Consider the following 24,983-nt stretch of genomic DNA (forward strand, 5'->3'; position numbering starts at 1 on the left):
TTACTATATATGTAGCAAAGCATAAAACTTATAATAAAGCGGCTGCAAGGAGGAATTATTATGTTTGGTTTAGGCTTACCCGAACTTTTGCTTATTTTGGTTATAGGGCTTATCTTTTTTGGTCCCGGTAAACTGCCGGAAATCGGTTCTGCCCTTGGCAAAAGCATGAAGGAATTTAAGCAGGCTGTAAACAGCACGGAAACAGAAATAAAAAAAGCAGGTGAAATTGCCGAAACCGCGGAAACCAAAGACACTGCGTCTGCCGGTGCGGAAACTGTACAGGCGGAAGCCAAAAAGTGACGGCGCAAGCTATGGATAATGGCCGTCCGTTAGATAACAATGATGAGGCAATGACCTTAACGGAACATCTGGGCGAACTGCGGCGCAGAATTCTGCACAGCCTGGCGGCGCTTGCTGCCGGTACGCTGGTAAGCAGCTTTTATATTGATGAAATTGTGGCAGTGCTGACGGCGCCTGCCACCAATTTGTATTATATGCGCCCGGCGGAAGCGTTTTTTATTTACATAAAAATAGCGCTTGCCTGCGGCGTGCTGCTTGCGGCCCCGGTTTTGTTTTATGAACTGTGGGCGTTTCTGGTGCCGGCCCTAACCGGCAGGGAGCGCTCGGCGCTGATGCTGTTTGTGCCTTCGTCGGTACTTTTGTTCTGGGCGGGCATTGCTTTTGCATACTTTTTTGTATTTCCGCAGGGGCTGCACTTTTTTACAACCTTTGCCGGCGGCAACATTGCCCCAATGCTTTCAATAGAAAGCTATCTTGATTTCTTTTTAATGCTGGTTGTGCCTTTCGGTTTTATTTTTAACCTGCCCATGGTGCTTATTGTGCTGGCGCAGATGGGTGTGGTAAGTTCTGCCGTGCTTAAACGCGGGCGGCGCTATATGGTTGTGGCCTCGTTTATTCTGGCGGCTGTAATTACGCCTACCCCTGACGTTGTGACGCAGACGCTTCTGGCAGTGCCGATGATTTTGTTATATGAAGGCAGCAGGGTATTTATTAAACTTGTGCTGCGCAAATAATATAAAATAAAAAATCTTCTTCCTTGTTTGGAAGAAGATTTTTTTATGCACCGTTAAAAGTGCAGGTTTAACTTTTTATAGGGGGTTACAGGTTCAGGCCTGCCAGCCATTTTTCGGTAGCTGCGGTATCGTCCGGGTAAGCGCGGATGCCTTCAATAACATTTGCGCCTTTAAACCATTTGTTAATGTCCGGCGTGCTGTCGCTGATGGGGCTGCCGCCGCTGGTGCAGAAGGTGATAACGGTTTTGCCGCTGAAGTCATAGCCATCGGCAAAGGTTGCTACTGCCATAGGAGCGGTGTACCACCAGATGGGGTAACCTACAAAAACAACGTCATACTGAGCCATGTTTTCAACCTTGTTTTTCAGTGCAGGGCGGGCGTTATCGGCTTTTTCCTGTTTGGCCACTTCAGTTACTTCGCGGTAAACGGAAGAATACGGTGTAGCGGTTTCGATTTTGAAAATATCGGCGCCGGTTTTGCTCTGAATAAGCTGTGCTACTTTTTCGGTGTTGCCGGTATGGCTGAAGTAGGCTACGAGGATTTTTTTGCCGCCGTCAGCTGCCGGTGCCGCCGTTTCCGTTTTGGCGGCGGGTGCTGGTGCGGATTGTTCCGCTGCTCCGCCGCAGGCGGTTATGCCCAAAGCAAGTACGGCCATCATCAAAGCACAAAGAAATTTTTTCATATTCATCTCTCCTTTGAATTTTTTATTTAAGGCTGAACGGAGTATGGTTTTCCGTCAGCGGTTAAACTTTTACGGCGGCGCTTGAAATACACGCTGCCGCAGAGCCAGGCTGCCAGCGCGAAGCCGCCAAGGCATGTGCCGCCGCAGCTGCCGCAGATACCCGTGCAGCCTCCGGCAGCGCCGCTTGCAGCGGTTCCAAACGGTATACCGGCACCAACGGCTAAATTTAAAAGTTTATCTTTTGGCGTTGTTAAAGCATTCTTTTTCATAATCTGCCGCCTCCTGTTGTAATGGCTTTTACGGGGCAGTTATGCCGGCATACGCCGCATTTTATGCACAGGCTTACGTCATTTTTAATGCTGCCGTTTTTAAGGTTCATGGCGCGCATGGGGCATTTTTTAACGCAAAGGCGGCATTTTACGCATTTTTCGCGGTTAATCTGTATTTTGAAGGCTATTCCCAGTTTGCTGCCGATGATGAAAAACAGGCTCTGCATTGCTCCCTGCGGGCACATAAAGCGGCAGTAGCCGCGCCCGCCTTTGGTAAACAGCCCAAACAGCACCAGATATAAAAAGCCTGTTGCGGCAAGCGGCACGGTAAACGAAATGGCCGCGCCGAAAAGGACGCTTACAAGGCTGTCGAACAGATAAAAGTTGCAGTAGGCGCAGGGGTAAAAGCCGTACCACAGCGGCAGCAGCATATAGCCAAGCAGCATGCCGAAGCGGATATAAGGCACCGGCACGTATTTTTCCCATTCAATCTGCCAGCGTTCCGGCACCAGATGGCCGAGGCTTTCGGCAAAATAACCAGCCACGCACAGCCTGCCGCAGAAAAACGGGCCGAACAGCAGGCACAGCAGCCAGAAAAGCAAAGTTGATACCAGCATTAAATTGTTGAGCTCGAAAAATCCGCCGGTAAAAATTTCTGCCGTGGGTATGCGCGGGCAGAAAGCGTGCGGCAAAAACGCCGGCTGTATGTTTAAAACGTTTTCCAAAAAGCGGCGGTACAGTTCAAACGGGGCGTATAAAAGGGCAAAGCCCAGTAAATAGCCCGCTGCCCGCTGAGCCGTAAAAGAAAGGTGTGAAGGTTTGCTGTTGTTCTGCATAATTTTTCCCTGCCTTTAGTTTAACAGTTGAAGTATGCTTTAAGTCAATAGCAAAAGCACCGGCATAATGCTCCCGGTGCTTTTATTATAATGTAGGCAAAGGCAAAAATTCCAATGCTTATCTTTGAGATTGGTTCATGCTTAAAAAGCATTTTGCATGGCTGATGAATTTTTTTGCAGCGCAGCGGCAGATAAATTATGTTTATCAGGCATGGTAAATCATGAAATACAAGTATTGGACGCAGCTTTAAGGTGAGTTTTATAATTAAAGCAACAAAAAACTAATGCAGGCAGGCGGGTGATGATAATGAATAAAAAACCGGTTAATATAGATGAGCAGCGCACGGAGGCACTGGCTGCATCGTTAAGCAGCACCGGGCTTGATGCCTTCAGCATCAGCCGCTTTTTAAAGCTGCTGGCAGAGGGCGGCTCGGCCGGGCCGATAAAAATTCTGCGCAGGCACCGCCTGGACCTTCTGGAAGAAATACACAGCAAACAAAAATCGCTGGATTTGATAGACTATATTATTTATAAAATCCGTCAGGGAACATTGTAAGGAGGGGCTGAAAATGACTATTAAAGAGATTGCCGCAAGAACCGGCGTATCGGCAGACACATTAAGATATTACGAGCGCATGGGCATTATACCCGCCGTACCGCGCACCAGCGGCGGCGTGCGCAATTATGACGAAAATTTTGTGGAGTGGGTTGCTTTCATTCAGACTTTAAAAGGCGCGGGCATGTCGCTGGAGGCCATTGCCGATTATATAAACCTTGCCAAGCTGGGCGAACAGACCTGCCAGCAGCGCAAAAAAATACTGGCGCAGGCGCGTGATGTGCTGCTGCAAAAAATTGAGGCTTTGCAGAACATGGCACGCCTGGCTGATTATCAGCTGATGAGCTATGACACGGTTTTGCGCCCGCGTACCGACAGCCTTGTAGGGGCTTTTACAAGCGCTTGAAATTTTGCTTGACATGGACTGAACTTAAAGTAGTAGGATATAACTGACAGCAAAATTATGGCTAAAGGAGCGAATGCAAAATGGAAAAAATGACAAGACGCGACTTTTTAAAAGCAGCCGGAACTGCCGCTGTCGGTGTTGCGGCGTATAATCTTGAGGGGGTAAGAAATGTGTTTGCAGCAGGCGAAGGAAGCGTAAAGGTTTCCGCAAACGGCGGCGCAGGCAGCCGTGCCAAAGTATATTTCAGCAAAAACATCAACGCTGATACTCTTATTAAACTTTATGATATGATTAACGAAGGCATTTACGGTAAGGTTGCAATTAAACTGCATACCGGCGAACCGCACGGCCCGAACATTCTGCCGCGCGAAATGGTAAAGGCTTTTCAGGCACATGTGCCCAACAGCAATATAGTTGAAACCAACGCCCTGTACGAAGGCGGGCGCGATACTACCGAAAAGCACCGCGCTACCATTGCCCTTAACGGCTGGGATTTCTGCCCGGTTGATATTATGGACGAAGAAGGCACCGTTATGCTGCCGGTACGCGGGGGCAAGCACTTTAAAGAAATTTCCATGGGCGGGCATATCGTTAATTACGATTCCATGATTGTATTAACCCATTTTAAAGGCCACGCCATGGGCGGCTACGGCGGCAGCATGAAGAACATTGCCATTGGCTGTGCCGACGGCAAAATAGGCAAAGCAATGGTACACGGCGTTTACGGCCAGCCGCTGCCGGAGGACTGGAACGCATGGCCTGCCAAAGAAATGCTGATGGAAAACATGGCTGAATCCGCCAAAGCAACCATTGATTATTTTGGCAAGCACATTGTGTTCCTTAACGTAATGCGCCGCATGTCCGTAGACTGCGACTGCGCGGGCGTTGCAGCAGCAGAGCCTACCATTCCGGATATCGGCATTCTGGCATCTACTGACCTTCTGGCGATTGACCAGGCCAGCATTGACCTTGTTTACGCCCAGCCGGAAAAAGACCGCCACGATTTGGTTGAGCGCATTGAAAGCCGCCATGGGCTGCATCAGCTTGTTGCCATGCGCGAACTGAAAATGGGCAATCCGCAGTATGAACTTATCAGCATTGACTGATTGAACAGCGGTTTATAACATCATAGTTTAAAGATAAAAATACCCCAAAGGCATAATGCTTTTGGGGTATTGCTTTTAACATTTGGAGAAGTGTTTTTGTGTGTAAAGCAGCAATAATTGTAAAATAACTGAAATAAAATGGTCGGCAATTTTGCAGTAGACATATTTTCCGGTTTTTCTGGTGGTTAAAATATGTACTTCTTTCAGCAAGCGTACCTGATGTGAAACTAGTGATTGAGAAGATTGCAGTTTTACGGTAATTTCACTTATAGTACGTTCCTGTGCGTCCGATAACAGCAAAAGCAGACGCATACGGTTATAGTCACCAAGTATTTTGCAAAGTTCGGAAGCATTTAAAACAGCAAAATCTTCTTGTAAAATCGGTTCATACATAATTGTGCGTCATAAATATTAAGCTGCTTCTGCCGCAGGGGTGATGCTGCTTTTTACAGCTGCTGCGCGTGCCTGTTCCTTTTTGTATTTATTTACGTTAAGCGCGCGCACGGCGTTTAAAATGGCAATGACGGATACGCCGACATCAGCAAAAACAGCTGCCCACATGGAAGCGTAACCCAGCGCGCCCAGTGCCAGTACGGCAATTTTAATGCCGATTGCGAAGATAATATTCTGGCGCACAATGCCCAGAGTTTTGCGGGCAATTTTGATGGCGGCGGCAATTTTGGAGGGTTCGTCCGTCATCAGTACGATGTCCGCAGCTTCAATGGCGGCGTCGCTGCCCAGCGCGCCCATGGCGATGCCGACGTCGGCGCGTGCCAGTACCGGCGCGTCGTTAATGCCGTCGCCCACAAAGGCAAGCTTGCCGCGGTTGCTGCGCTTATGCAGCGCTTCCAGCAGGCGTTCAACATGTTCAACCTTATCCGCAGGCAAAAGCTGCGTAAAGGCGCGGTCCAGCCCCAGGCGTTTGGCAATTTTCTGCCCTACTGCGTCGCTGTCGCCCGTCAGCATTACGGTTTCACGCACACCGCAGGTTTTAAGCATTTTAATGGCGGCGGCAGCGTCGGCTTTTACTTCGTCCTCGATTAAAATATAACCGGCAAATTTACCGTCAACGGCGGCGTAAATAACCGTGCCTGCTTCGGTGCAGGGCGTGTAGTTAATTTTTTCGCGCTGCATAAGTTTACCGTTGCCGCACAGTACGGTTTGCCCGCCTATAATGGCGCGCACGCCGTGACCGGCAATTTCTTCTATATTTTTAATCATGCCGTGCTTAATATCCTTGCCGTAAGCGCGCTTAATGGAAAGGGAAATGGGATGGTTGGAATAATCCTCCGCATAAGCGGCAAGTTCCAGCAGCTCTGCTTTAGTCATGCCAACCGGCTTAATGGAAGTAACGGCAAAGGAGCCTTTGGTTAAGGTGCCGGTTTTATCAAAAACAACGGTTTCGGTATCGGCAAGCGCTTCTAAATAATTGCTGCCCTTAACCAGCACGCCGCATTTGGAAGCGCCGCCAATGCCGCCGAAGAAGCTGAGCGGAATGGAGATAACCAGCGCACACGGGCAGCTGATAACGAGAAAGGTCAGCGCGCGGTAAATCCAGCCGGAAAACGGCTCGTTTAAAACATAGGGCGGAATGGTAGCCAGCAGCAGCGCCGCAAAAACAACAATTGGTGTGTAAAACTTGGCAAAGCGGGTGATAAAGTTTTCGCTGCGCGCTTTTTTCTCGCTGCTGTTTTCCACCAAATCCAAAATTTTAGCGACGGTGGATTCTCCGAATTCTTTGGTGGTTTTAATTTTTAAAATGCCGGTCTGGTTAATGCAGCCGCTGATGACCTCCATGCCTTCCTCAACCTCGCGCGGCAGCGATTCGCCAGTAAGGGCTGAGGTATCAAGCGCGCTGCGCCCGCTGATGATTTTGCCGTCGATAGGCACGCGCTCGCCCGGTTTAACGGTAATAATTTCGCCGACAGCAACTTCGTCGGGGTCAACCTGCACCAGTTCGCCGTCGCGTTCTACGTTAGCGTAGTCCGGGCGGATATCCATCAGCGCGGTAATAGACTGGCGTGAGCGCGAAACGGCGTAGCTCTGGAACCATTCGCCAATTTGGTAAAACAGCATAACGGCAACGCCTTCGGAATATTCGCCAAGTATAAAAGCACCGGCAGTGGCAACGGTCATTAAAAAGTTCTCGTCAAACGCTTCGCCCTGACGGATATTGCAAAAGGCTTTCCAGATAATATCCCAGCCGATAATAATGTAGCTTATGCCAAACAAAGCGAATATAATATAGTCAGATGTTTCTGCAAACAGCGACAGCAGCATACCGGCGGCAAATAAAATTGCGGCGGCGGTAATGCGCTGCAAAAGCTTTTTCTGTTTTTTGGTCATATTAAAATCTCCTTACAAAAAGACTGCAATAAAATGCACTTTTGTTTTATTGCAGCCTGACTAATGTATTTAAATAAATGTTATAACTCCAGCGTTTCACCGTCTGCCGGAATATAAAAATCTTTGTTAAGTTTATTGTCGGTGATAAATGCACGCAGGCCGTCACGGCTTAAGGTTGCGTGCCCAACGGCATCCATATGGGTGGCAATTACTGCGGCATTGGGGGCATAGCTGCGCAGTGCGGCAATATCTTCCGTACCCATAATAATCGGTCCGCTGTGTATAAGCTGTGCCGCCGCGGCGTTGACGATAATAATTTCCGGGGCAAATTTATCAACGGCATTTTTTACAAAATCACACCAAATGGTATCGCCTGCAAGATAAACGGTTTTTTCACCGGCGGCTTTAAATACAACGCCCATAGCGTCGGGACGGAAACCGAATTTTTTATAATAAGGCATTGTTGTATCCGGTTTGCCGTGGATACATCCGGTTTTATAAAGTGTTATGCCGTTAAAAACAGTGCCTGTTTCTTTTAAAATTTCCACATCCGTAAAGCCAAATTTACGCATAAAGTTTTTGTCATATTCGTCCTGAACAAAAATTTTTATGGCTTTTGGCAGGGTTTTGGCTGCAAATTCATCTATGTGATCGATATGCGAATGTGTTACAATAACAGCATTAAGGTTTCTGGTTATTTCATCTTCAGGCATTGGCAGCTCAACAAGCGGCCAGCGTTTATCGGGTGTAAAGCATTCGGGGATGGGGTCAAAATAATCTTTGGGCGCAAACAGCGGGTCAATCAAAAATCTGCTGCCTGCGTAAGTAATAATTGCCGTTGCGTTTCTAATCTGCTGAAAATTCATAGTATAACTCCTTACGCTTTAACAGTAACGTCGGGCTCGATTTTGTTGATGAGCTTAACGGCTTCGTCAAGCACCTGTGCAAATTTGTCATCCGGTGCTTCCAGTGTCATTTTTTGTGCCATAAAGCTAACGCTGGCATTGGTTACGCCGTCGATTTTTTTAACGGCATCTTCAATTTTTGCGGCGCAGTTAGCGCAGTCAAGGTCAATAAGTTTAACAGATTTTTTCATAGCGGAACACTCCTTAAATTTATATTGTTTATAATTTTATATTTGAGCAACTGCTCATGTATTTATTATAAATAAACGCCTGTCAGCTGCAAGGCTTTTACAGGCAGATTGTTCCGTTTGGGACAGGAAAAAATCTTTTTGGGGCTAAAAGGCGGTGTTGGTGATGAATTATATAAAAGATAACGGTATGATGGAAAAACTGCCGTTTTGGAAGTTTGGCGGCAAAAGCAGCAGCGCTGAAAAATACCTGTTTGAAAATGAAAACGGCAGCGGGCAGATACTGCTTTATAATGTACTGCCGGGGCTTAAGCTGGCAGTAACCGAATTAAACGGCAGTACCATGAATTTTTATCATCCTGCCGTCAGCGGCGTTATGCAGGTTAATTACTGCCTGAACGGGCGTATGGGCTGGGTGATGCAGGGCGGCAGAAGCATTTATCTTGGCCAGGGTGATGTATCGTTCCATATGATGGACTGCTGCACCGTATCGGGCATAACCTTGCCTTTGGGGCATTACAGCGGTATTGCACTATTTGTGGATTTAAATATGGCTGCGCAGCCCTTTGCTGAAACGCTAAACCTTTCGGATGTAGATTTGCCTGAATGGGCAGAAAAGTTTTGCCGCGGCGGCGAAGTTACGGTTTGGCCGGGTGCTGCGGAAATTGCAGATATGTTTGCGCTTTTGCTGCGTGTAAAAAGTGAATACCGGCAGGCGTATTTTAAATTGAAAGCGCAGGAAATGCTTTTATTTTTGGTTATGTACGGTGTTCCGCATCTTAAAACGGCCGAAAGCTGCGAGGAACGTTATATGGAAATTATAAAAAAGATTCACGCCAAAATAACCGGCAGCTGGCAGGAGCATTATACCATTGAACAGCTTGCCCGCGAACATTCCATTAATGCTTCTGTTTTGAAAAAAGTATTTAAAATGGTGTACGGCAAACCGATGGCACAGTATATGAAGGAATACCGCATGAGGAAAGCGGCGGCACTTTTGGTTGCAGGCAGCAGCAGTGTGGCAGAAATTGCAGCGGCAGCCGGTTACGGCAGCCAAAGCAAATTTGCGGCGGCGTTTAAGCAGGTAATGCAGCTTGCGCCGTTAGAATACCGTATGCGTTATGGTAAAAAGTAATTTGACAATGTTTTTACATAAATATCAAGCAGGCAAACTATCCGTTTAAACGGACAGAATGCCTGCTTTTAGTTTTTGGCGTTTTGCTACGGTATTTGAGTTTTGCTTTAATCCTTGCAGTGGCAGGTGCCGGGCTGCGCCGTCATGCTGCATGAAGGGCATTTTCCCTGGCTCTGCATTAAACCGCTGCCCCACTCGTACATGGCTTTAAGAATGGGAAAGAGGCTTTCGCCCAGTGCTGTAAGGGAATATTCCACTTTGGGCGGCACAACGGGGTAAACCTTGCGGTTAATAAGCCCGTCCTGTTCCAGTTCGCGCAGCTGCTGCGTAAGCATTTTGGGTGTTGCCTCCGGCACAAGCTGGCGCAGCTGGTTAAAGCGCAGCACGCGCCCCGATAAATGCCAAAGCAGAAGCGCTTTGTATTTGCCGCCGATAAGGTGCAGAGTGGCGGCAACGGGGCAGTTTACGTTAATGTTTTTTTCCATAATTATGCTCCTAAGTATCTTTTTAGGTACTATATCACCAAATAGTGCATTCTTGATTAAAAGATATTGTCTTAATATAATAATAACAGGAATAAAAAAGAGCGTCAATGTAGTGTTATATAAGGAGCAAAGCTATGAAAAAGGAACAGTTTAACGTTACCGGCATGACCTGTGCCGCCTGCAGTGCCCGTGTGGAAAAAGCTGTTGGCAGACTGCCTGGCGTGGATAAAATAGCCGTTAATTTATTAAAAAACAGCATGGTGGTTGAATATGATGAAACGGCACTCGATACGCAGAAAATAATCGGTGCCGTTACGGAAGCCGGGTACGGCGCGTCGCTGAAAGAAGCTGCGCAGCAGGGCAAAGCCTCTAAATCAATGCAGGCCTCGGCAAACGATATTGCGCGGCAGGAATATGAGGCGGTGAAAAAACGCCTGAAACTTTCACTGGTGTTTGCCGTGCCGCTTTCGTATATTTCCATGGGGCATATGATGGGCTGGCCGCTGCCGGAGATTTTCCTCGGCGTGGAAAACGCCATGATTTTTTCGCTGACGCTTTTATTGCTGGTTATTCCGGTAGTGTTTATTAATTTTAAGTTTTTCCGCGTCGGTTTTAAAACTCTTTTTGCGGCTTCGCCGAATATGGATTCCCTTATTGCCATTGGCGCGTCGGCTTCGCTTGTTTACGGCGTGTACGCGCTTTATAAAATTGCTTACGGCTTTGGGCACGGCGATTTGGCTCTGGTACACCGGTTCTCGATGGACTTGTATTTTGAATCCGCCGGTATGATTTTAACGCTGATTACCTTCGGCAAGTTTCTGGAAGCGCGTGCCAAAGGAAGAACGAGCGATGCGATTACCAAGCTGATGGATTTGGCGCCGAAAACAGCCGTTGTTGAGCGCGACGGCGCAGAGCTGGAGGTGCCCGTTGAAGAAGTTGAAAAAGGCGATATTCTTGTGGTGCGCAGCGGCATGAGCGTGCCTGTGGACGGCGTTTTAACCGAAGGGCATGCAGCGGTTGACGAATCGGCAATTACCGGCGAGAGCATTCCTGTGGAGAAGGAACCCGGCAGCAAGGTTACCGGGGCAACGGTTGTAAAATCGGGCTTTTTTAAAATGCGTGCCGACAGGGTTGGCGAAGATACCACGCTGGCACAGATTGTGCGGCTTGTGGATGACGCTACAAGTTCCAAACCGCCCATTGCCAAAATGGCGGACAAGGTAAGCGGCGTGTTTGTGCCTGCCGTTATCGGCATTGCGCTTGTAACGGCGGCAGTATGGCTTTTGCTTGGTGAAAGCTTTGAGTTTGCACTCTCCAACGCTATTGCAGTGCTTGTAATATCGTGCCCGTGCGCGCTGGGGCTGGCAACGCCTACGGCAATTATGGTAGGCACCGGGCGCGGAGCGGCCAGCGGCGTTTTGATTAAATCGGCGGAAGCGTTGGAAACGGTGCACGAAGTTAACACCATAGTGCTTGATAAAACCGGTACCATAACGCAGGGCGAGCCCGGAGTGACGGATGTTTTATACAGCAAAAGCGCCGGTGAAGCGCAGCTTGTTAAAACGGCGGCGTCGTTGGAAAAATATTCCGAACACCCGCTGGCGCAGGCGATTGTAAAATATGCGGAAGAAAAAAACGTGCAGCTTGTGCCGGTAACAGGTTTTGCGCAGCAGGCCGGGCGCGGCATTAAAGGCGTAATGGAAGGCAGACACTGTTTTGGCGGCAACCGCAGAATGCTGGAAGAAGCCGGGCTTTATGATGATAACGTAAAAATGCTGGAAGAAAAACTGGCGGCCGAAGGCAAAACACCGCTGTTTTTTGCCCGTGACGGCATATTGCTCGGCATTATTGCCCTGGCAGACAGGGTAAAACCGACAAGCCGTGCGGCCATAGAAGAAATGAAGCGCATGGGGCTGGAGGTAGTAATGCTTACCGGCGACAACGCGCGCACGGCGCAGGCCATACAGAAAGAAGTAGGCGCTGACCGCGTGGTGGCAGAAGTTTTGCCGCAGGATAAGGAAACGGAAATACGCCGTTTGCAGCAGCAGGGCAAAAAAGTTGCCATGGTTGGCGACGGCATTAACGACGCACCTGCACTGGCGCGTGCCGATGTGGGCATTGCCATTGGCGCCGGTACGGATATAGCCATTGAATCGGCAGATTTGGTGCTGATGAAAAATGACCTGCTGGATGTTGCCGGTGCTGTTCAGCTTGGGCACGCGGTAATACGCAACATTAAGCAGAACCTGTTCTGGGCGCTGTTTTACAATGCCATCTGTATTCCTGTGGCGGCGGGCGTGTTCTATCCGTGGCTCGGCATTAAGCTCAGCCCCATGCTGGGCGCGCTGGCCATGAGCTTCAGTTCCGTTTTTGTTGTAACCAATGCCCTGCGGTTAAGGTTCTTTAACCCGGTGTATGCGGCAGATACCGGCGCGGATATGCCCGGCGCTGCTGTGCACGAATGCAGGGTTGAGGCAGTAGATATATTAAACACCAACAAAAAAGAAAGGGTTGATACCATGAAAAAAGTACTTGATATTGAAGGCATGATGTGCCAGCACTGCGTAGCACACGTAAACAAAGCCTTAAGCGGCATTGAAGGCGTGGAAGCCGTTGAAGTTTCGCTTGAAAACAAAAACGCCGCCGTTACGCTGGCGGCGGATGTTGCCGATGACGTGCTGACCAAAGCCGTTGTTGATGCAGGCTACGAAGTAAAAGGCGTTAAAACTTTATAAAAAACAGCCCTTCGGTGCGGAAGGGCTGCAAAGAAGCAGTGCCGGGCGGTGTGTTCCGGCGCTGTTTTTTTATGCTGTTTTATGGTGGTTTAAGTTATGGCAGCTTAAACTTTGCCGTTTAAGCGTGCTTGCCCATGTTTGTTAAAAATTCAACCGTGGCAGGGTCATAATGAGAGAAGAACAGGCTCCTGCCGGTATCGAGCGCACGGATTTTTGCCATATCGTCATCGGAAAGTTTAAAATCGAAAATATCAAAGTTCTGTACCATGCGGTCTTTGTGTACGGATTTGGGTATAACAACCACGCCGCACTGAATTAAAAAGCGCAGGGCAACCTGTGCTGCCGATTTATTGTATTTTGCGGCAACTTCATTTAAAACGCCGTTGGTAAAAAAGCCGTTGCGCCCTTCGGCAAACGGGCCCCACGATTGGTGTGTTACGCCGTATTTCTGCATAATGGCGTGGGCGGTTTGCTGCTGCTGGAACACATGGGTTTCAACCTGGTTTACCATCGGAGCAATTTCGGCAAACTGGCACAGGTCAATCAGCCTGTCGGGGTAAAAATTGGCAACGCCGATAGCGCGCAGCTGCCCGTTTTTATAGGCTTCTTCCATGGCGCGCCAGGTGCCGTAATAATCGCTGAACGGCTGGTGAATTAAGAGCAGGTCAATGTAGCCTGTTTTAAGTTTGTGCAGCGATTCGGCAATGGAGGCTTTGGCTTTTTCGTAACCGGCATTAGCAATCCAGATTTTGGTGGTAATAAAAAGTTCTTCGCGCGGCACGCCGGATTTTTCAATCGCATTGCCGACGCCTTCTTCGTTGTGGTAAGCCTGCGCGGTATCAATGGAGCGGTAGCCGCAGCTGATGGCATCCAACACGCAGCGTTCGGTATCTGCTTCCGGTATCTGGTAAACGCCGTAGCCCAACATGGGCATTTTAATTCCGTTGCTTAAAGTTGCATATTCCATGGTTCTTCCTCCTGTTTTAACGTTTTATAACGCGGGTGCCGCCAAACACATTGCTCATTGTCATATTGTCCAGTGCTTCGTCAATGGCGGCAACTTCTCCGGCGGTCAGCACAATATCTGCGGCGCCGAGGTTTTCGGCAAGGCGGTTTAATTTGCGCGTGCCGGGAATTGGTACAATGTAAGGCTTTTTATTAAGCATCCACGCCAGTGAAATTTGCCCCGGCGCGGCGTTTTTGGCTTTGGCGGTTTCTTCAAGCAGTGCCAGCAGGTTTCCGTTCTGCGCAAAGGCCTCTTTTTTAAACTGCGGCATGGCGCTGCGGTAGTCTTCTTGGGGGTCAAATTTGCTTTCGGCCGTGTATCTGGCGGTTAAAAAGCCGTTAGCCAGCGGGCTGAAAGCCACAAGGCCGATGTTTAATTCCTCCAGCACGCCAAAAAGAACTTCGTAATTGCGGAACATCATGGAATAACGGTTTTGAATGGCCGTTACCGGGCAGATTTTATGCGCGCGGCGGATGGTGTCTTCCGTTACTTCGGAAAGGCCCCAGTGGGTGATTTTGCCTTCTTCGATAAGCCTGCTCATTACGCCTGCCACTTCCTCCACAGAAACGGAGGGGTCCTGACGGTGCTGGTAGTAAAGGTCGATATGGTCGGTCTGCAGGCGTTTCAGCGAACCTTCAACGGCTTTGCGGATGCTTTCGGGGCGTGAATCGGGAATAACCGGTTTGTTTACGTCTGGGTCATTCCAGTCGAAGGTAATGCCAAACTTGGTGGCGAGTACAATTTTATCACGGTAAGGCTTTAAGGCAGGCCCCAGCAGTTCTTCGTTGTCGTGCGGGTTTTCCGGCGTGCCGTACAGTTCTGCGGTGTCAAAAAAGGTGCAGCCCATATCAACGGCACGGGCTAAAAGCTCCGTCATTTCTTTTTTATCCGCGGGAGCGCCGTAAGCATGGCTCATGCCCATGCAGCCAAGGCCAACGGCGCTGACGGTTAAGTCTTTTCCTAAAGTTCTGTATTGCATAGTCTGTTCTCCTTATTTTTTACAGGCGTCCGGTTTCTCTTTGCCACAGCTGCCATGAGTTGACGATATTCTGAAAAAGTATGTAGCTGCTTGGGGCAATGGAAATTACCGGCGAAAGGTAGGTGTAAGCCACCCAGATGGCAAGCGGCAGCGTCCATTTTTTGGCAAAGGCAATCAGTTTTGTCATCATAAACCATCAGGGCTTTGTGCTATATTGCTGCAAGTTTTAAGCTGCATTTTTAAAACCATAATAAAACCTCCATAATCAATTGCTTTTTTGTTTATCTATCTGCCACTGCCAGAACGCGGCGGCATTGCCAGCCCTCCTTTATCAATATTATAAAAAAACAGGGGCTTCATAAGAAGTCCCTGTTTGTCAGTGAGCTTAAACCCTATGGTTATGCCCGGTTTTCCTTGTAAATTCTGGTAATGGCATTAATGCATTTCTGCACGTGCGGCGCAGGCTGCGGCGAATGCAGAAGCCCGAAGGGCATGGTAAAATCCCAGTCCACCGGAATTATTTTCAGCAGCGGATGCACGTCGCGCCAGGTTGGCACTGCCATTAAAAGGTTGTTGCCGTTTTCGCAGCTGTTAAAAACCTCGGTGTTGTAAAAATCAAAATCAATAATATTTACCTGCGGGTGTTTTACCGTCAGCCAGTCGCGCAGCGCGTCGGCTTCGCCAATCTGCCCGCGCGTAATCAGCATCAGGTTTTGCCCGTACAAATCGCTTACGCTAAGTTTGTCTTTCTGCGCCAGCGGATGGTTAATGCCTGCGGCGCAGCACAGCGGTTCACGGCACAGCTCCAGCCCGGCGCACTGGCGGTAATTGAGCAGCGTGGCGTCGAAAATACCGGCAACCATGTCAATGTTCTGCCCCAGGTTCAGCAGTATTTCGCGTGCGTTTTGCGGCGTGTTGTCAAACGGAACCAGCTTAAAATGTATTTCGGGGCACATGGCGTGGATTTTGGGCCACAGCTGCACCAGAATCTGCGCCGGCGTCATAGGTGAAGTGCCGATGCGTATAATGCCGTTTTCTTTCTGCATGGCGTTTTTGGCGCGTTCCAGCGATTCGTGCGAATAACGGATAATGTATTTGGCGTCGCTGTAAAGCGATTTGCCAGCCGCCGTAAGGGTAAGGCCGCGGTGCGTGCGGTTAAACAGCTTTATATCAAGGTTGCTTTCAAGAATATTGATTTGCTTGATAACCGCGGTAGGCGAAATATAAAGCTTCTCGGCGGCTTTGGCAAAGCTGCCGCTTTCGGCAACGGTAATAAATGTTTTAAGCTGAGGGTTGTACAAAATAAATCACTTCTTTTAAATGCACTCGCAGCCCATGTTGTTGCTGCGGAATGCGCCCTGTTCGTAAAGTTCAATTTTATGGTTCAGGCGGCTCAGCGTTTCCTGCATGTGCTGCAAACGGTTTTCCAGCCTGTCGCGTTCTGCAATTAAAAGTTCTTCGCGTTCTTTTAAGGTGCTGTCGCCCTCTAAAAACAGGTGCATGTAACGGGTCAGCACTTCAATGGAAAGCCCTGCTTCACGCATACATTTAATAAATTCTATGCGCTCGCAGTCAATGCTGCTGTAATCGCGGTTGCCGCTTTTGTTGCGCGCTATGGCCGGCAGCAGGCCAATGCGCTCGTAATAGCGCAGCGTGTCGGCCGTAAGGCCGAATTTTTTGCTTACTTCTGCAATGTTCATGTCTGGTCACCTCGTGTAAATTAGCCGCGCTTTAAGCGGACAGGATTTTATAGGCGCTGCATACGGCTACGCGCCCGCTGATGTTGATAATGGTGTAAATAACGGCAAGGGCTGCTGCGCATTGCAGTAAAACCTTCATAAATTATTCCCCCTCTTTGGTGATGGTTACGGTATCAAATTCGGTTCCGTCCGGCAAAAATGCTTTAAAGGTTAATGTTTGCGGAGTTTTGCTGAGCGTTATGTAGTTGGCGTCCTCGGGCTGCGGCGCAAGGGCTGCGTCCGCCGTGTTGCGCTGCCACAGGTTGGCGTAGCGCACGCTTCCGGCAACGCCGGTTAAAATATAGGTTATGCCGGTGTTATCGGGCTTAAAGGCTTTTAAAGGCACGCGGCGGCGGTAGGTATGCAGGTGCGCCGTAAGCACGGCGTCTACATTATATTCTTCAAAAACGGGCATCAGCTGCTGCGCCCAGGGTGTAAACTGAATGCTTGCCGGGTCAAAGTTGTTGGGGCGGTCGGTAAAGGCATAACGCAGAATGTCTTTATGCATCAGCACAATTTTCCATTTGCTTTGCGTGCCGGCAAGGTCGCTGCGCAGCCAGCTTAATTGCTGCTGCATTAAATCGGGGTTAAAGTCAGCCATTTCGTCGGTCTGCGTGTTCAGCACAACAAAATGCACATCGCCGTAGTCAAAGCTGTAATACTGGTTTTTATTGGCATCGGTGCCGTTTTCCGGCAGGTTAAACAGCGTTAAATACGGCGTCGGCGGGGCAATCTGCCAGTCCATATTGTAGGTTTCGTGGTTGCCCATTACCGGCGCAAACGGAATGTTTTCAATCATTGGCGCAACAGAATTAAACCAGGCGCGCCACTGCGAAAAATCGTAGCCGTTGTCAACCAAATCGCCCATGTTGATAAAAAAGGCGGCGTCTTCATTTTTGCTGTAGGCAGTTTGTGCCAGCTTGCGCCAGCCGCTGTAATCGGATGACTGCGAATCGGGAAATATCAGCGCTTTAAAGCTGTCCGGCTGAGCGGACGGAAGTTTGTGCCAGCCGGTGCGGCTGCCTTCGTAGCCTGCGCGGTATTCGTAGGCACTTCCGGGTTCAAGCCCTGTCAGCGCGGAGGTGTAAACATAAAGGGTGCCGCTGCCGGTGTTAAGCTCCTGCATGGAAGCAGGCACGGCTGTTATTTGCCCTGCGGCGTTTTTATATTCGGCCGCCGGGTTTTCAAGCTTTTCATCAGCCTGCCACATAATGGTGCGGCTTGTTGAAGCGTCGGCGGTAATCAGCTGGCGCAGAAAGCTTATTTTATCCGCGTCGGCGTAATTTTCGGACTGTCCGGTTGCAGGTGCCGTATATACGGCGCAGCCCGCAGCCAAAAATACCGCCAGTACAATAATGTATTTAAGATATTTTTTCATAGGCATTACTCCTTTTAAAACAGCGTAATTTTGTGGCTAATATTAATATATCAGTTATAGTGAACTTCAAGTCAAGCGGTTTTCAAAAATTTTTTACTTGACTTAAAGTGCACTCCAAAGTATATATTATATAAAACGAACAATAAAGGAGAATGCCGATGAACCTTTTTATGATTGTTATGTATTCGTATCTGGCCGCCATGGGCATTGCCGTATGGTTTTACTACCGCACTCTTATTCCGGGGCTTACGTCATGGCTGTGGCCGCTTGCCGTAGTTGGCTGCACTGCAAGCTACCTTGTAAGCCACAGCGGCTATATCGTTCACCCGGAGCCTCTTGCACGCGCACTGGCGTGGATTGGCAATGTATGGATTCTGTTCGGTTTTTACAGCCTTTTGCTGATGCTTTTAAACGGCGTTTTAATTATACCGGCCAAAATTTTCGGCGTGCATTACCGTTTCAGCACACCGCTGGCCGTGATTGGGCTTGTTGTTATAAGTGCTTCCATTATTTTTGGCATTTATAAAGCCATGAACCCCATAGTGCGTACGGAAACGGTGGCTGCCACTAAAAATATTGAAGGCGATACCAAAATAGTGCTGGTAACGGATTTGCACCTTGGGCATATTAATGCACTTGGCGCAGCGCAGGACGTTGTGCAGCGCATAAACACCCAAAAGCCGGATCTGGTTTTGATAGGCGGCGATATTGTTGACGAAAAGCTCAGCTATGTGCTGGATAACGGTTCGCTGGAAGCATTGAAATTTGATGCGCCGCTGGGAACTTATGCCGTTTACGGCAACCATGATTACCTTGACGGCGAAATGAAGGAAATACGCAGGATTTTAGGGTCAAACGGCATTACGCTGCTGGAAAATGAAAGCGCCGTGCTGCCGCAGGGCATAAAACTTACCGGCCTGCGAGATTACAGCCGCGACCGCGGTACGGAAGCTCTGGAACGCCTGGCAGAAGGCAATGCTGATTATTTCAGCGTTTTAATCGACCATCAGCCGCGGCGCTTGTTTGAAGCCGCCAAGGCAGGATATGACTTGAGCGTTTCCGGGCATACCCATGCCGGGCAGGTATGGCCGTTCCGCTATATTACCCAAAGCATGTACCTGCTTGACTACGGCATGACCTATGTTGACGGCATGGCGGCAATAGTAAGCAACGGCAACGGCTTCTGGGGTCCGCCGGTGCGCATGGGCCCATACCCCGAAATTGTTGTTATCAACGTTAAAAAAGCAGGCTAAAATTCAGCACCGCTCAAACGGGCGGTGTTTTTCTTTGTAAGAAACATGTTAAGCAAACCGTTAAACTGTAATTTTTTTAACAATGTATATTTAAAATTGCGTTTTGTACACAAAATCCTTACAAAAATAACAAAATACTTGCCTGTAAAACGCTAAAGTGCTACAATTTATAATTATAAAAGTACACCATAATTTGCATTGTACTGATTTTAAAAAGTATTTGGAGGGAAAGAAAAATGAAATTTGCCAAACGTATGGAAAGGATGCAGGCATCCGAAATCCGTGAACTCTTAAAACTTACCGCACAGCCGGATATTATCTCTTTTGCAGGCGGCCTGCCCGCACCGGAACTGTTCCCGGTTGAAGAAATTGCCAAAGTTTCCCATGACCTGGTAGAAAAAGAAGGCCGTCAGCTGCTGCAATACGCAACTACCGAAGGCCGCCCGACCCTGCGCGCTAAAATTGCCAAACGCATGAAAGATAAATACCATACCGAAGTTGACCCGGACGACATTCTTATTACCACCGGCAGCCAGCAGTGCCTTGATTTTGCAGGCAAACTGTTCCTTGACCCCGGCGATGTTGTTCTGTGCGAAAGCCCGTCCTATCTCGGCGCATTGAACGCTTTCAATGCTTACGAGCCTAAATTTGTAGAAGTTCCGACCGATGACGGCGGCCTGATTCCGGAAGAACTGGATAAAATTCTTGCCACTACCCCGAACTGCAAATTCATTTATGTAATTCCTGATTTCCAGAACCCGACCGGCCGCACCTGGAGCCTTGAACGCCGCCATAAATTTATGGAAGTTGTCAACAAATATAACCTGCCGGTACTGGAAGACAATCCGTACGGCGAACTCCGCTACGAAGGCGAAATTCTTCCTTCCCTTAAATCCATGGATACCAAAGGCCTTGTTATGTTCCTCGGCACTTTCTCCAAAATCTTCTGCCCGGGCCTGCGCTTAGGCTGGGTTGCCGCAGAACATTCCGTACTGGAAGAATTTGTTAAAATCAAACAAAGCGCCGACCTGCATACTTCCAACTTCGACCAGGGCGTTGCCGACGCTTACATTGAAAACTACGACCTTGACAAACACGTTGAAGAAATTAAAGCGCTGTACAAAAAACGCCGCGACCTTATCCTGAAAACAATGGAAGAAGAATTCCCCGAAGGCGTTGAATGGACTCGTCCTGAAGGCGGCCTGTTCCTGTGGGTAACCGTTCCGGAAGGTGTAAGCGCCAAAGAAGTATTCCATAAATGCATTGAAATGAAAGTTGCTGCCGTTATCGGCGATGCCTTCTATCCGAATGACAAAACCGACCGCAGCATGCGCGTAAACTACTCCAACATGACCGAAGACAGAATTGTTGAAGGCGTTAAACGTATGGCTAAAGCCATTAAAGAATGCATGAAATAACTGCATAAAAAATTATCCCTCTGCCCTAAGGCGGAGGGATTTTTTAATATCCGAACAGTGATGCGGCGCAGTAAACCAAAAGCAGCGCCATAATGGTGTTGACGCTTTTGGTATGGCGGCTGAACAAAAGGCGGAATGCCGAACCAAACGCCGACCAGCACAGCGTAAATACAAAACCGATAAAGGCAAGCAGCAGCGCAAACAAGGTTAGTTTACAAGGCTCGCCCGTGTAAAACGGCAGAATGTAGGCCTGCATGGACATAATGCAGTAAATGTAAATTTTAGGGTTGATAAACTGCAAAATAAGGCCGGAATAAAAGCCGCTGCGCGAGTGGTCTTCTGTAATAACGCCGTCGCTTTTATAAGTTGCCCGTGCCAGATGAAGCATATAGGCAGCACCGGCAATAAGCATCGGCGTTTTAACCGCAGGTATAAGTTCTGTAAGGGTGCTGCAAAAAGCGGTGCAGATAAGCATTACCGCAGCAAAGCCTGCCAGTATGCCAAAATTAAAGGGCAGCGCTCCCTTAAAACCCAGCCTGCCGCCGTTGATCATGGACATAATATTATTAGGCCCCGGCGTTGCTGCTGTTATAACAGCGTAGGTTAAAAATGCAAACCAGTTGAACATAATTGACGCTCCTTTGCGCTTATGATAATATAAAAGAAAAAAGTACAATATAATATATTTCTTTTATATTGTACTTTTGGTTTGTTATATTGTCAAGAGGAGCCTTGTTATGGATGTTAATAAGATTATTGCGCAGAATGTAAAAAAACTGCGTGAAAAAAGAAAGTTGACACTTGATGCAGCATCAGAAATTACCGGCGTATCGCGCAGTATGCTTGCGCAGATTGAAAAGGGTGATGTAAACCCAACGATTTCTGTTTTGTGGAAAATTGCCAATGGTTACAAGGTTTCGTTTACTTCCATAATAGAGGAGCCGCCGCAGGAAACAGTTTCCGTTTTGCGTGCGGCTGAGCCGCTGTTGGAGGACGGCGGGCGTTATTTAAACTATCCGGCTTTTGCTTTTGATGAAGCAAAACAGTTTGAAACTTACCGTATTGTCATTAAGCCGCAGGGCAGTTTAAGTGCGCAGCCGCATTTAAAAGGCGCGGAAGAATTTATAACCGTTTTTGAAGGTTCCGTTGCCATTACGGCGGGGGATAAAACTTATAACCTTAACACAGGCGATTCTATCCGTTTTATGGCTAATGTGCCGCATGCCTATGCCAATACCGGCAGCACGGATGCTGAGCTGCATATGCTGATTTATTACAATAAATAACTGTCCGTGCCAAAGCACGGCTTGACTTATAGCAGGCTCAAAGGTTTATAATATAAAAAAATTTAAAAGGATGATTGTTGTTTGAAAGCAAAAAAGCAATTATTAGGGTTTACTGCCGCCTCGCTTACTTTGGGGGCTGTTTTTATGGCGGGCGGCGCGCCGATACCGTTTTACCATACTTATGCCGAAACGCTTGGGCTTGATAAAGGCGTGCTTTCGCTGGCAACTGTGGCATATTTTGCCGGTACGGTTATTGCGCTTTTGTTTTTGCCGCGTTTAACCAACTACTGGGGGCGCAAGCGCGCAATTTATTTAACGCTGGCGTTTGGGTTGGCGGGCTGCTTTTTGTTCGGCAACGTAACCGGCGAATGGCGCATGCTGGCGGCGCGCTTTATGCAGGGGCTAAGCTGCGGGCTGGCCTCCAGCACGGTGGCGGCGTTTATTATTGATAATGAGCCGCGCCGCTATAAGGGCCTTGCTGCGGTTATTATCGGCAGTGCGCCGAATATAGGCCTGCCGCTTGGCGCTATGGGCAGCGGCGTGTTCAATATGTTCAGCGATGCGATTGGCATGGTGTTTGTAATTGTTGCCGTGCTGCTTGTTGGCTGCGGCGCACTTGTTTTTGCAAGTACGGAAACAATTACCAAAAAGCAGAGCGGAGCGTGGCGCAGCCTTGTGCCCCAGCTTAAAATTACGCCGCGCGTAAAAAAACTTTTGCCTGCAGCGGCATGTGCCTTTGCAGGTACCTGGGCGGTAGGCGGTTTTTACCAGTCGTACAGCGCTGCTATCGGCATACAGGAGCTGGGGGTGCAAAGCACTTTTGTTGCCTCGCTTACCTTTGTATCGTTCATTGCGCCGGTTGCGCTTGGTGCGGCGCTTTCGCGCGGGCGCGATAAATTTTTGCTGCAGCGTTTTTCCATGCTGGCCTTTTTTATAGCCGTTGCGGGCGTGGTATATGCCATTTACAGCCATTCGCTAAGCCTGTTTCTGGCGTTTAACGTAATGGCCGGCATTGCGGACGGCGCTGCTTTTACCGTCAGCATGGCCGGAATTGTGGAAGGCACAAGCCTGCAGGAAAGGGCGGGCGTATTATCTTTAATTTACGTTGTTGCCTATGGCGGCGCGGCACTGCCCAACCTTCTGGTAAGCCGCATTGCCCAGTATTTTTCGCTGCTGGAACTTACCGCAGGATACGCTGTTTTTACTGGCGTAATGTTTATTTTGGTGCTGCTTACCGCAAAGCGCAGCTATTATTATGAAGCATAAACTGCCTTAGGGTAGAGGTTTTTACGGACGGAGGAGAGAAAAATGGCTGATAAAATTTTAGTGGCATATTATTCCAAAACAGGGCACACCAAAGCCGCAGCGCAGAAAATTGCCAAAGCAGCAGGCGGCGCGCTGCACGAAATAGTTCCTACTAAAGAGTACCCGGCAAGTTATGTTGCCACGGTTGCCGTTGCCAAATGGGAACAGCTTAAAAACGAAAAACCGGCGCTTAATGATAAGGTGCAGGGCTTTGAAGATTATAATGTTGTGCTTGTAGGTTTTCCAATCTGGTGGTTTACCTGCCCGCAGCTGATTAAAACCTTTATGGAAAGCTATGATTTTACAGGCAAAACTGTTTATCCATTCTGTACGCACGGCGGCAGCGGCCCTAAAAACAGCACGCGCGATATCCGCTCCATCTGCCCCGGGGCAGATGTTAAAGAATGTTTTGACGCCACCAAAGATTTGACAGACGCCAAAATTAAAAACTGGCTGGGGCTTGATTAAGGCTGAAAAACGCAGGGTATGTCAAAAATCAGGGAAAGCGTATACGGCTACGTTGTGCGCAACGCTAAAGTTCCGGTTCTGGTTGTTAAATAAACTGTAAAAATAACGGCTTCCGCAGGTAATGCCTGCGGAAGTTTTTTATTATATAAGCAAAAATAATAAATCATTCGCCTGCGCGGCTTGTTTAATGCTGGCGCGCGGCAGCTGCGCTGTGCTAAAATTAAAGTATAAACTGCACGGCAGAGGTGATGAAAATGGAACTGCGTACACTGCAATATTTTTTAACGGTAGCACGCGAGGAAAATATTACAAGAGCCTCGGAAGTGCTGCACATTACGCAGCCTACTTTAAGCAGGCAGATGAAGCAGCTGGAACAGGAAAGCGTTACCTGCGCCGATTTGTTGAGCGTGCCTTTAATAACGCCCGCGCGCCTTTATGTGCAAAAGGAAATATCCAACTGGCTGGGCGCCGATATTAATAAATTAAACGTACTGGCAACGGTAAATATGATGACGCATGCGGCAATGTTTATCAACAGCGGCGTAGCCTGCGGGCTGACCATTGAAGGCGCCGTTGATTTGTTTGAGGACAGCAAAATGGTTTTTAAACCGCTGAACCCGTGCCTTGAGCTTACGGCGGTATTGGCGTGGAAGCGCTTTCATTCCCTTTCGGGAGCGGCGGCGAAGTTTTTGGAGTACATAAAAAATATACGGAAAGCAGAATAAAAAACGCACCGTACAAAACAGTACAGTGCGTTAAAAAGGCGTATCAGTCAATCTTCTTCAAATACAACTTTGCCGTCTTTAAAGGCTTTTATGCGCGCCAGCGATTCCAGATGGTAACCGGCGTCAACAATGCGCTGATGGCCCGGCTGGAAGGATTTTTCGATTACAATGCCGATGCCTGCAACTTTGCAGCCTGCCTGATGGGCAATATCGGCAAGGCCGAGCGCCGCTTCGCCGTTTGCCAGAAAGTCGTCAACAATAAGCACGGTTTCGCCTTCGTGCAGAAATTTTTTGAGGACGCTTACATCGCTGGTAACTTTTTTGGTGAAGCTGTAAACTTTGGTGGTGTAGGCCGGGCTGCTCATAAGTTCCGATTTTTGCTTGCGGGCAAAAACTACCGGCACATGCAGGCACAGTGCGGTTGTTAATGCGCAGGCAATGCCGGAAGATTCAATGGTGAAAACTTTGTCGATTTTGCATTCTTTAAATCTTTCCGCAAATTCTTTGCCGATAGCTACCATCAGTTCCGGGTCAATCTGATGGTTTAAAAAGGAATCTACTTTAAGTATGGCATCATTAAGCACAATGCCTTCGCTCATAATTTTGTCTTTCAACAGTTTCATGCTGCCACCCCTGCTTTTCCGTTTATTTGTTAAATAATAGAATATGCTATTTTTGGCATTTAGTCCAGTATTTTGTTAAATAAAGTACAAAATTTGTTATCTTCTTAAAAAGTAATACAA

At 48.4% G+C, this 24,983-nt stretch carries 29 protein-coding genes; 13 read left to right on the forward strand and 16 right to left on the reverse strand.

What is annotated here, in order from left to right; all coding sequences use genetic code 11:
- The first annotated feature begins 60 nt into the window (after positions 1-60).
- Positions 61-300 (forward strand): twin-arginine translocase TatA/TatE family subunit, encoded by a 240-nt coding sequence (tatA, locus tag M3079_RS05475; RefSeq protein WP_249077778.1) that lies wholly within the window; start codon positions 61-63, stop codon positions 298-300.
- Entirely contained in the window at positions 297-1,034 is a 738-nt protein-coding gene (gene tatC, locus M3079_RS05480; protein WP_249077779.1) for a twin-arginine translocase subunit TatC, read from the forward strand. Before tatA ends, tatC begins: the two co-directional genes overlap by 4 nt.
- Positions 1,035-1,119: 85 nt before the next feature.
- Here the strand turns inward: tatC and M3079_RS05485 are convergent, their stop codons facing one another.
- Genes M3079_RS05485 through M3079_RS05495 form a run of 3 tightly spaced genes read right to left on the reverse strand, consistent with a single transcriptional unit; the run spans position 1,120 to position 2,821 of the window.
- On the reverse strand, positions 1,120-1,716 hold the full coding sequence (locus M3079_RS05485) for a flavodoxin (protein WP_249077780.1): 597 nt from the start codon (positions 1,714-1,716) through the stop codon (positions 1,120-1,122).
- 26 nt (positions 1,717-1,742) lie between these two features.
- Positions 1,743-1,985: a hypothetical protein gene (locus M3079_RS05490; protein ID WP_249077781.1), complete on the reverse strand. Its 243-nt coding sequence runs from the start codon at positions 1,983-1,985 to the stop codon at positions 1,743-1,745.
- Positions 1,982-2,821 (reverse strand): 4Fe-4S binding protein, encoded by an 840-nt coding sequence (locus M3079_RS05495; protein WP_249077782.1) that lies wholly within the window; start codon positions 2,819-2,821, stop codon positions 1,982-1,984. Before M3079_RS05495 ends, M3079_RS05490 begins: the two co-directional genes overlap by 4 nt.
- 307 nt (positions 2,822-3,128) lie before the next feature.
- Here M3079_RS05495 and M3079_RS05500 point away from each other — a divergent pair, with 307 nt between their 5' ends.
- The 3 genes from M3079_RS05500 (at position 3,129) to M3079_RS05510 (ending at position 4,889) form a co-directional block, all read left to right on the forward strand.
- Entirely contained in the window at positions 3,129-3,377 is a 249-nt protein-coding gene (locus M3079_RS05500) for a hypothetical protein (protein ID WP_249077783.1), read from the forward strand.
- 13 nt (positions 3,378-3,390) lie between these two features.
- Positions 3,391-3,783: a MerR family transcriptional regulator gene (locus tag M3079_RS05505; RefSeq protein WP_249077784.1), complete on the forward strand. Its 393-nt coding sequence runs from the start codon at positions 3,391-3,393 to the stop codon at positions 3,781-3,783.
- Between the two features lie 80 nt (positions 3,784-3,863).
- The gene (locus M3079_RS05510; protein ID WP_249077785.1) at positions 3,864-4,889 is read left to right on the forward strand and encodes a DUF362 domain-containing protein; all 1,026 of its coding nucleotides are present in this window, start codon (positions 3,864-3,866) and stop codon (positions 4,887-4,889) included.
- A 75-nt stretch (positions 4,890-4,964) separates the two neighbouring features.
- On the opposite strand, the gene M3079_RS05515 is transcribed toward M3079_RS05510, so the two are convergent.
- From M3079_RS05515 to M3079_RS05530, 4 genes are all read right to left on the reverse strand, one after another.
- On the reverse strand, positions 4,965-5,282 hold the full coding sequence (locus M3079_RS05515) for a metalloregulator ArsR/SmtB family transcription factor (protein WP_249077788.1): 318 nt from the start codon (positions 5,280-5,282) through the stop codon (positions 4,965-4,967).
- A gap of 18 nt (positions 5,283-5,300) precedes the next feature.
- Complete coding sequence (locus M3079_RS05520; RefSeq protein WP_249077789.1) at positions 5,301-7,235, reverse strand: heavy metal translocating P-type ATPase; 1,935 nt, start codon at positions 7,233-7,235, stop codon at positions 5,301-5,303.
- A gap of 80 nt (positions 7,236-7,315) precedes the next feature.
- Positions 7,316-8,101 carry an MBL fold metallo-hydrolase gene (locus M3079_RS05525; protein ID WP_249077792.1) on the reverse strand — a complete coding sequence of 262 codons (786 nt, stop codon included), beginning with the start codon at positions 8,099-8,101 and terminating at the stop codon, positions 7,316-7,318.
- Between the two features lie 11 nt (positions 8,102-8,112).
- Positions 8,113-8,331: a cation transporter gene (locus tag M3079_RS05530; RefSeq protein ID WP_249077793.1), complete on the reverse strand. Its 219-nt coding sequence runs from the start codon at positions 8,329-8,331 to the stop codon at positions 8,113-8,115.
- A gap of 163 nt (positions 8,332-8,494) precedes the next feature.
- Here M3079_RS05530 and M3079_RS05535 point away from each other — a divergent pair, with 163 nt between their 5' ends.
- Positions 8,495-9,463 carry an AraC family transcriptional regulator gene (locus M3079_RS05535; RefSeq protein ID WP_249077795.1) on the forward strand — a complete coding sequence of 323 codons (969 nt, stop codon included), beginning with the start codon at positions 8,495-8,497 and terminating at the stop codon, positions 9,461-9,463.
- Between the two features lie 107 nt (positions 9,464-9,570).
- Here the strand turns inward: M3079_RS05535 and M3079_RS05540 are convergent, their stop codons facing one another.
- On the reverse strand, positions 9,571-9,948 hold the full coding sequence (locus tag M3079_RS05540; RefSeq protein WP_021715577.1) for a helix-turn-helix domain-containing protein: 378 nt from the start codon (positions 9,946-9,948) through the stop codon (positions 9,571-9,573).
- Positions 9,949-10,082: 134 nt separating this feature from the next.
- Here M3079_RS05540 and M3079_RS05545 point away from each other — a divergent pair, with 134 nt between their 5' ends.
- Complete coding sequence (locus M3079_RS05545; protein WP_249077797.1) at positions 10,083-12,683, forward strand: heavy metal translocating P-type ATPase; 2,601 nt, start codon at positions 10,083-10,085, stop codon at positions 12,681-12,683.
- 118 nt (positions 12,684-12,801) lie between these two features.
- On the opposite strand, the gene M3079_RS05550 is transcribed toward M3079_RS05545, so the two are convergent.
- From M3079_RS05550 to M3079_RS05575, 6 genes are all read right to left on the reverse strand, one after another.
- Positions 12,802-13,650 (reverse strand): aldo/keto reductase, encoded by an 849-nt coding sequence (locus tag M3079_RS05550; protein WP_249077798.1) that lies wholly within the window; start codon positions 13,648-13,650, stop codon positions 12,802-12,804.
- 16 nt (positions 13,651-13,666) lie between these two features.
- Positions 13,667-14,668: an aldo/keto reductase gene (locus M3079_RS05555; protein WP_249077801.1), complete on the reverse strand. Its 1,002-nt coding sequence runs from the start codon at positions 14,666-14,668 to the stop codon at positions 13,667-13,669.
- Positions 14,669-14,687: 19 nt separating this feature from the next.
- Positions 14,688-14,858, reverse strand: a complete 171-nt coding sequence (locus M3079_RS05560) for a hypothetical protein (RefSeq protein WP_249077803.1) — start codon at positions 14,856-14,858, stop codon at positions 14,688-14,690.
- A gap of 208 nt (positions 14,859-15,066) precedes the next feature.
- Positions 15,067-15,969, reverse strand: a complete 903-nt coding sequence (locus M3079_RS05565) for a LysR family transcriptional regulator (protein WP_249077805.1) — start codon at positions 15,967-15,969, stop codon at positions 15,067-15,069.
- A gap of 15 nt (positions 15,970-15,984) precedes the next feature.
- Positions 15,985-16,368: a MerR family transcriptional regulator gene (locus M3079_RS05570; protein WP_249077807.1), complete on the reverse strand. Its 384-nt coding sequence runs from the start codon at positions 16,366-16,368 to the stop codon at positions 15,985-15,987.
- Between the two features lie 142 nt (positions 16,369-16,510).
- A complete protein-coding gene (locus M3079_RS05575) occupies positions 16,511-17,785 on the reverse strand; it encodes a metallophosphoesterase family protein (RefSeq protein ID WP_249077810.1) in 1,275 nt (424 codons plus the stop codon).
- 158 nt (positions 17,786-17,943) lie between these two features.
- On the opposite strand from M3079_RS05575, the gene M3079_RS05580 reads away from it, so the two are divergent.
- Positions 17,944-19,038 (forward strand): metallophosphoesterase, encoded by a 1,095-nt coding sequence (locus M3079_RS05580; protein WP_249077811.1) that lies wholly within the window; start codon positions 17,944-17,946, stop codon positions 19,036-19,038.
- Between the two features lie 236 nt (positions 19,039-19,274).
- Positions 19,275-20,456: a PLP-dependent aminotransferase family protein gene (locus M3079_RS05585; RefSeq protein WP_249077813.1), complete on the forward strand. Its 1,182-nt coding sequence runs from the start codon at positions 19,275-19,277 to the stop codon at positions 20,454-20,456.
- 43 nt (positions 20,457-20,499) lie between these two features.
- Here M3079_RS05585 and M3079_RS05590 read toward each other — a convergent pair whose 3' ends face one another.
- Positions 20,500-21,084 carry a LysE family transporter gene (locus M3079_RS05590; RefSeq protein WP_249077815.1) on the reverse strand — a complete coding sequence of 195 codons (585 nt, stop codon included), beginning with the start codon at positions 21,082-21,084 and terminating at the stop codon, positions 20,500-20,502.
- Positions 21,085-21,193: 109 nt separating this feature from the next.
- Here M3079_RS05590 and M3079_RS05595 point away from each other — a divergent pair, with 109 nt between their 5' ends.
- The 4 genes from M3079_RS05595 to M3079_RS05610 all read left to right on the forward strand — a co-directional run bounded on the left by M3079_RS05595 (position 21,194) and on the right by M3079_RS05610 (position 24,240).
- Positions 21,194-21,742: a cupin domain-containing protein gene (locus M3079_RS05595; RefSeq protein ID WP_249077818.1), complete on the forward strand. Its 549-nt coding sequence runs from the start codon at positions 21,194-21,196 to the stop codon at positions 21,740-21,742.
- A gap of 81 nt (positions 21,743-21,823) precedes the next feature.
- Positions 21,824-23,008, forward strand: a complete 1,185-nt coding sequence (locus M3079_RS05600) for an MFS transporter (RefSeq protein WP_249077820.1) — start codon at positions 21,824-21,826, stop codon at positions 23,006-23,008.
- A gap of 42 nt (positions 23,009-23,050) precedes the next feature.
- Positions 23,051-23,515 (forward strand): flavodoxin, encoded by a 465-nt coding sequence (locus M3079_RS05605; protein ID WP_249077822.1) that lies wholly within the window; start codon positions 23,051-23,053, stop codon positions 23,513-23,515.
- A 254-nt stretch (positions 23,516-23,769) separates the two neighbouring features.
- Positions 23,770-24,240: a LysR family transcriptional regulator gene (locus M3079_RS05610; RefSeq protein WP_249077824.1), complete on the forward strand. Its 471-nt coding sequence runs from the start codon at positions 23,770-23,772 to the stop codon at positions 24,238-24,240.
- Positions 24,241-24,287: 47 nt separating this feature from the next.
- Here the strand turns inward: M3079_RS05610 and M3079_RS05615 are convergent, their stop codons facing one another.
- Positions 24,288-24,863 (reverse strand): xanthine phosphoribosyltransferase, encoded by a 576-nt coding sequence (locus M3079_RS05615; protein WP_249077825.1) that lies wholly within the window; start codon positions 24,861-24,863, stop codon positions 24,288-24,290.
- Between the last annotated feature and the right edge of the window lie 120 nt (positions 24,864-24,983).

The sequence above is a fragment of the Phascolarctobacterium sp. ET69 genome (assembly GCF_023336935.1).
Taxonomy (GTDB): Bacteria; Bacillota; Negativicutes; order Acidaminococcales; family Acidaminococcaceae; genus Fusicatenibacter_A; species Fusicatenibacter_A intestinipullorum.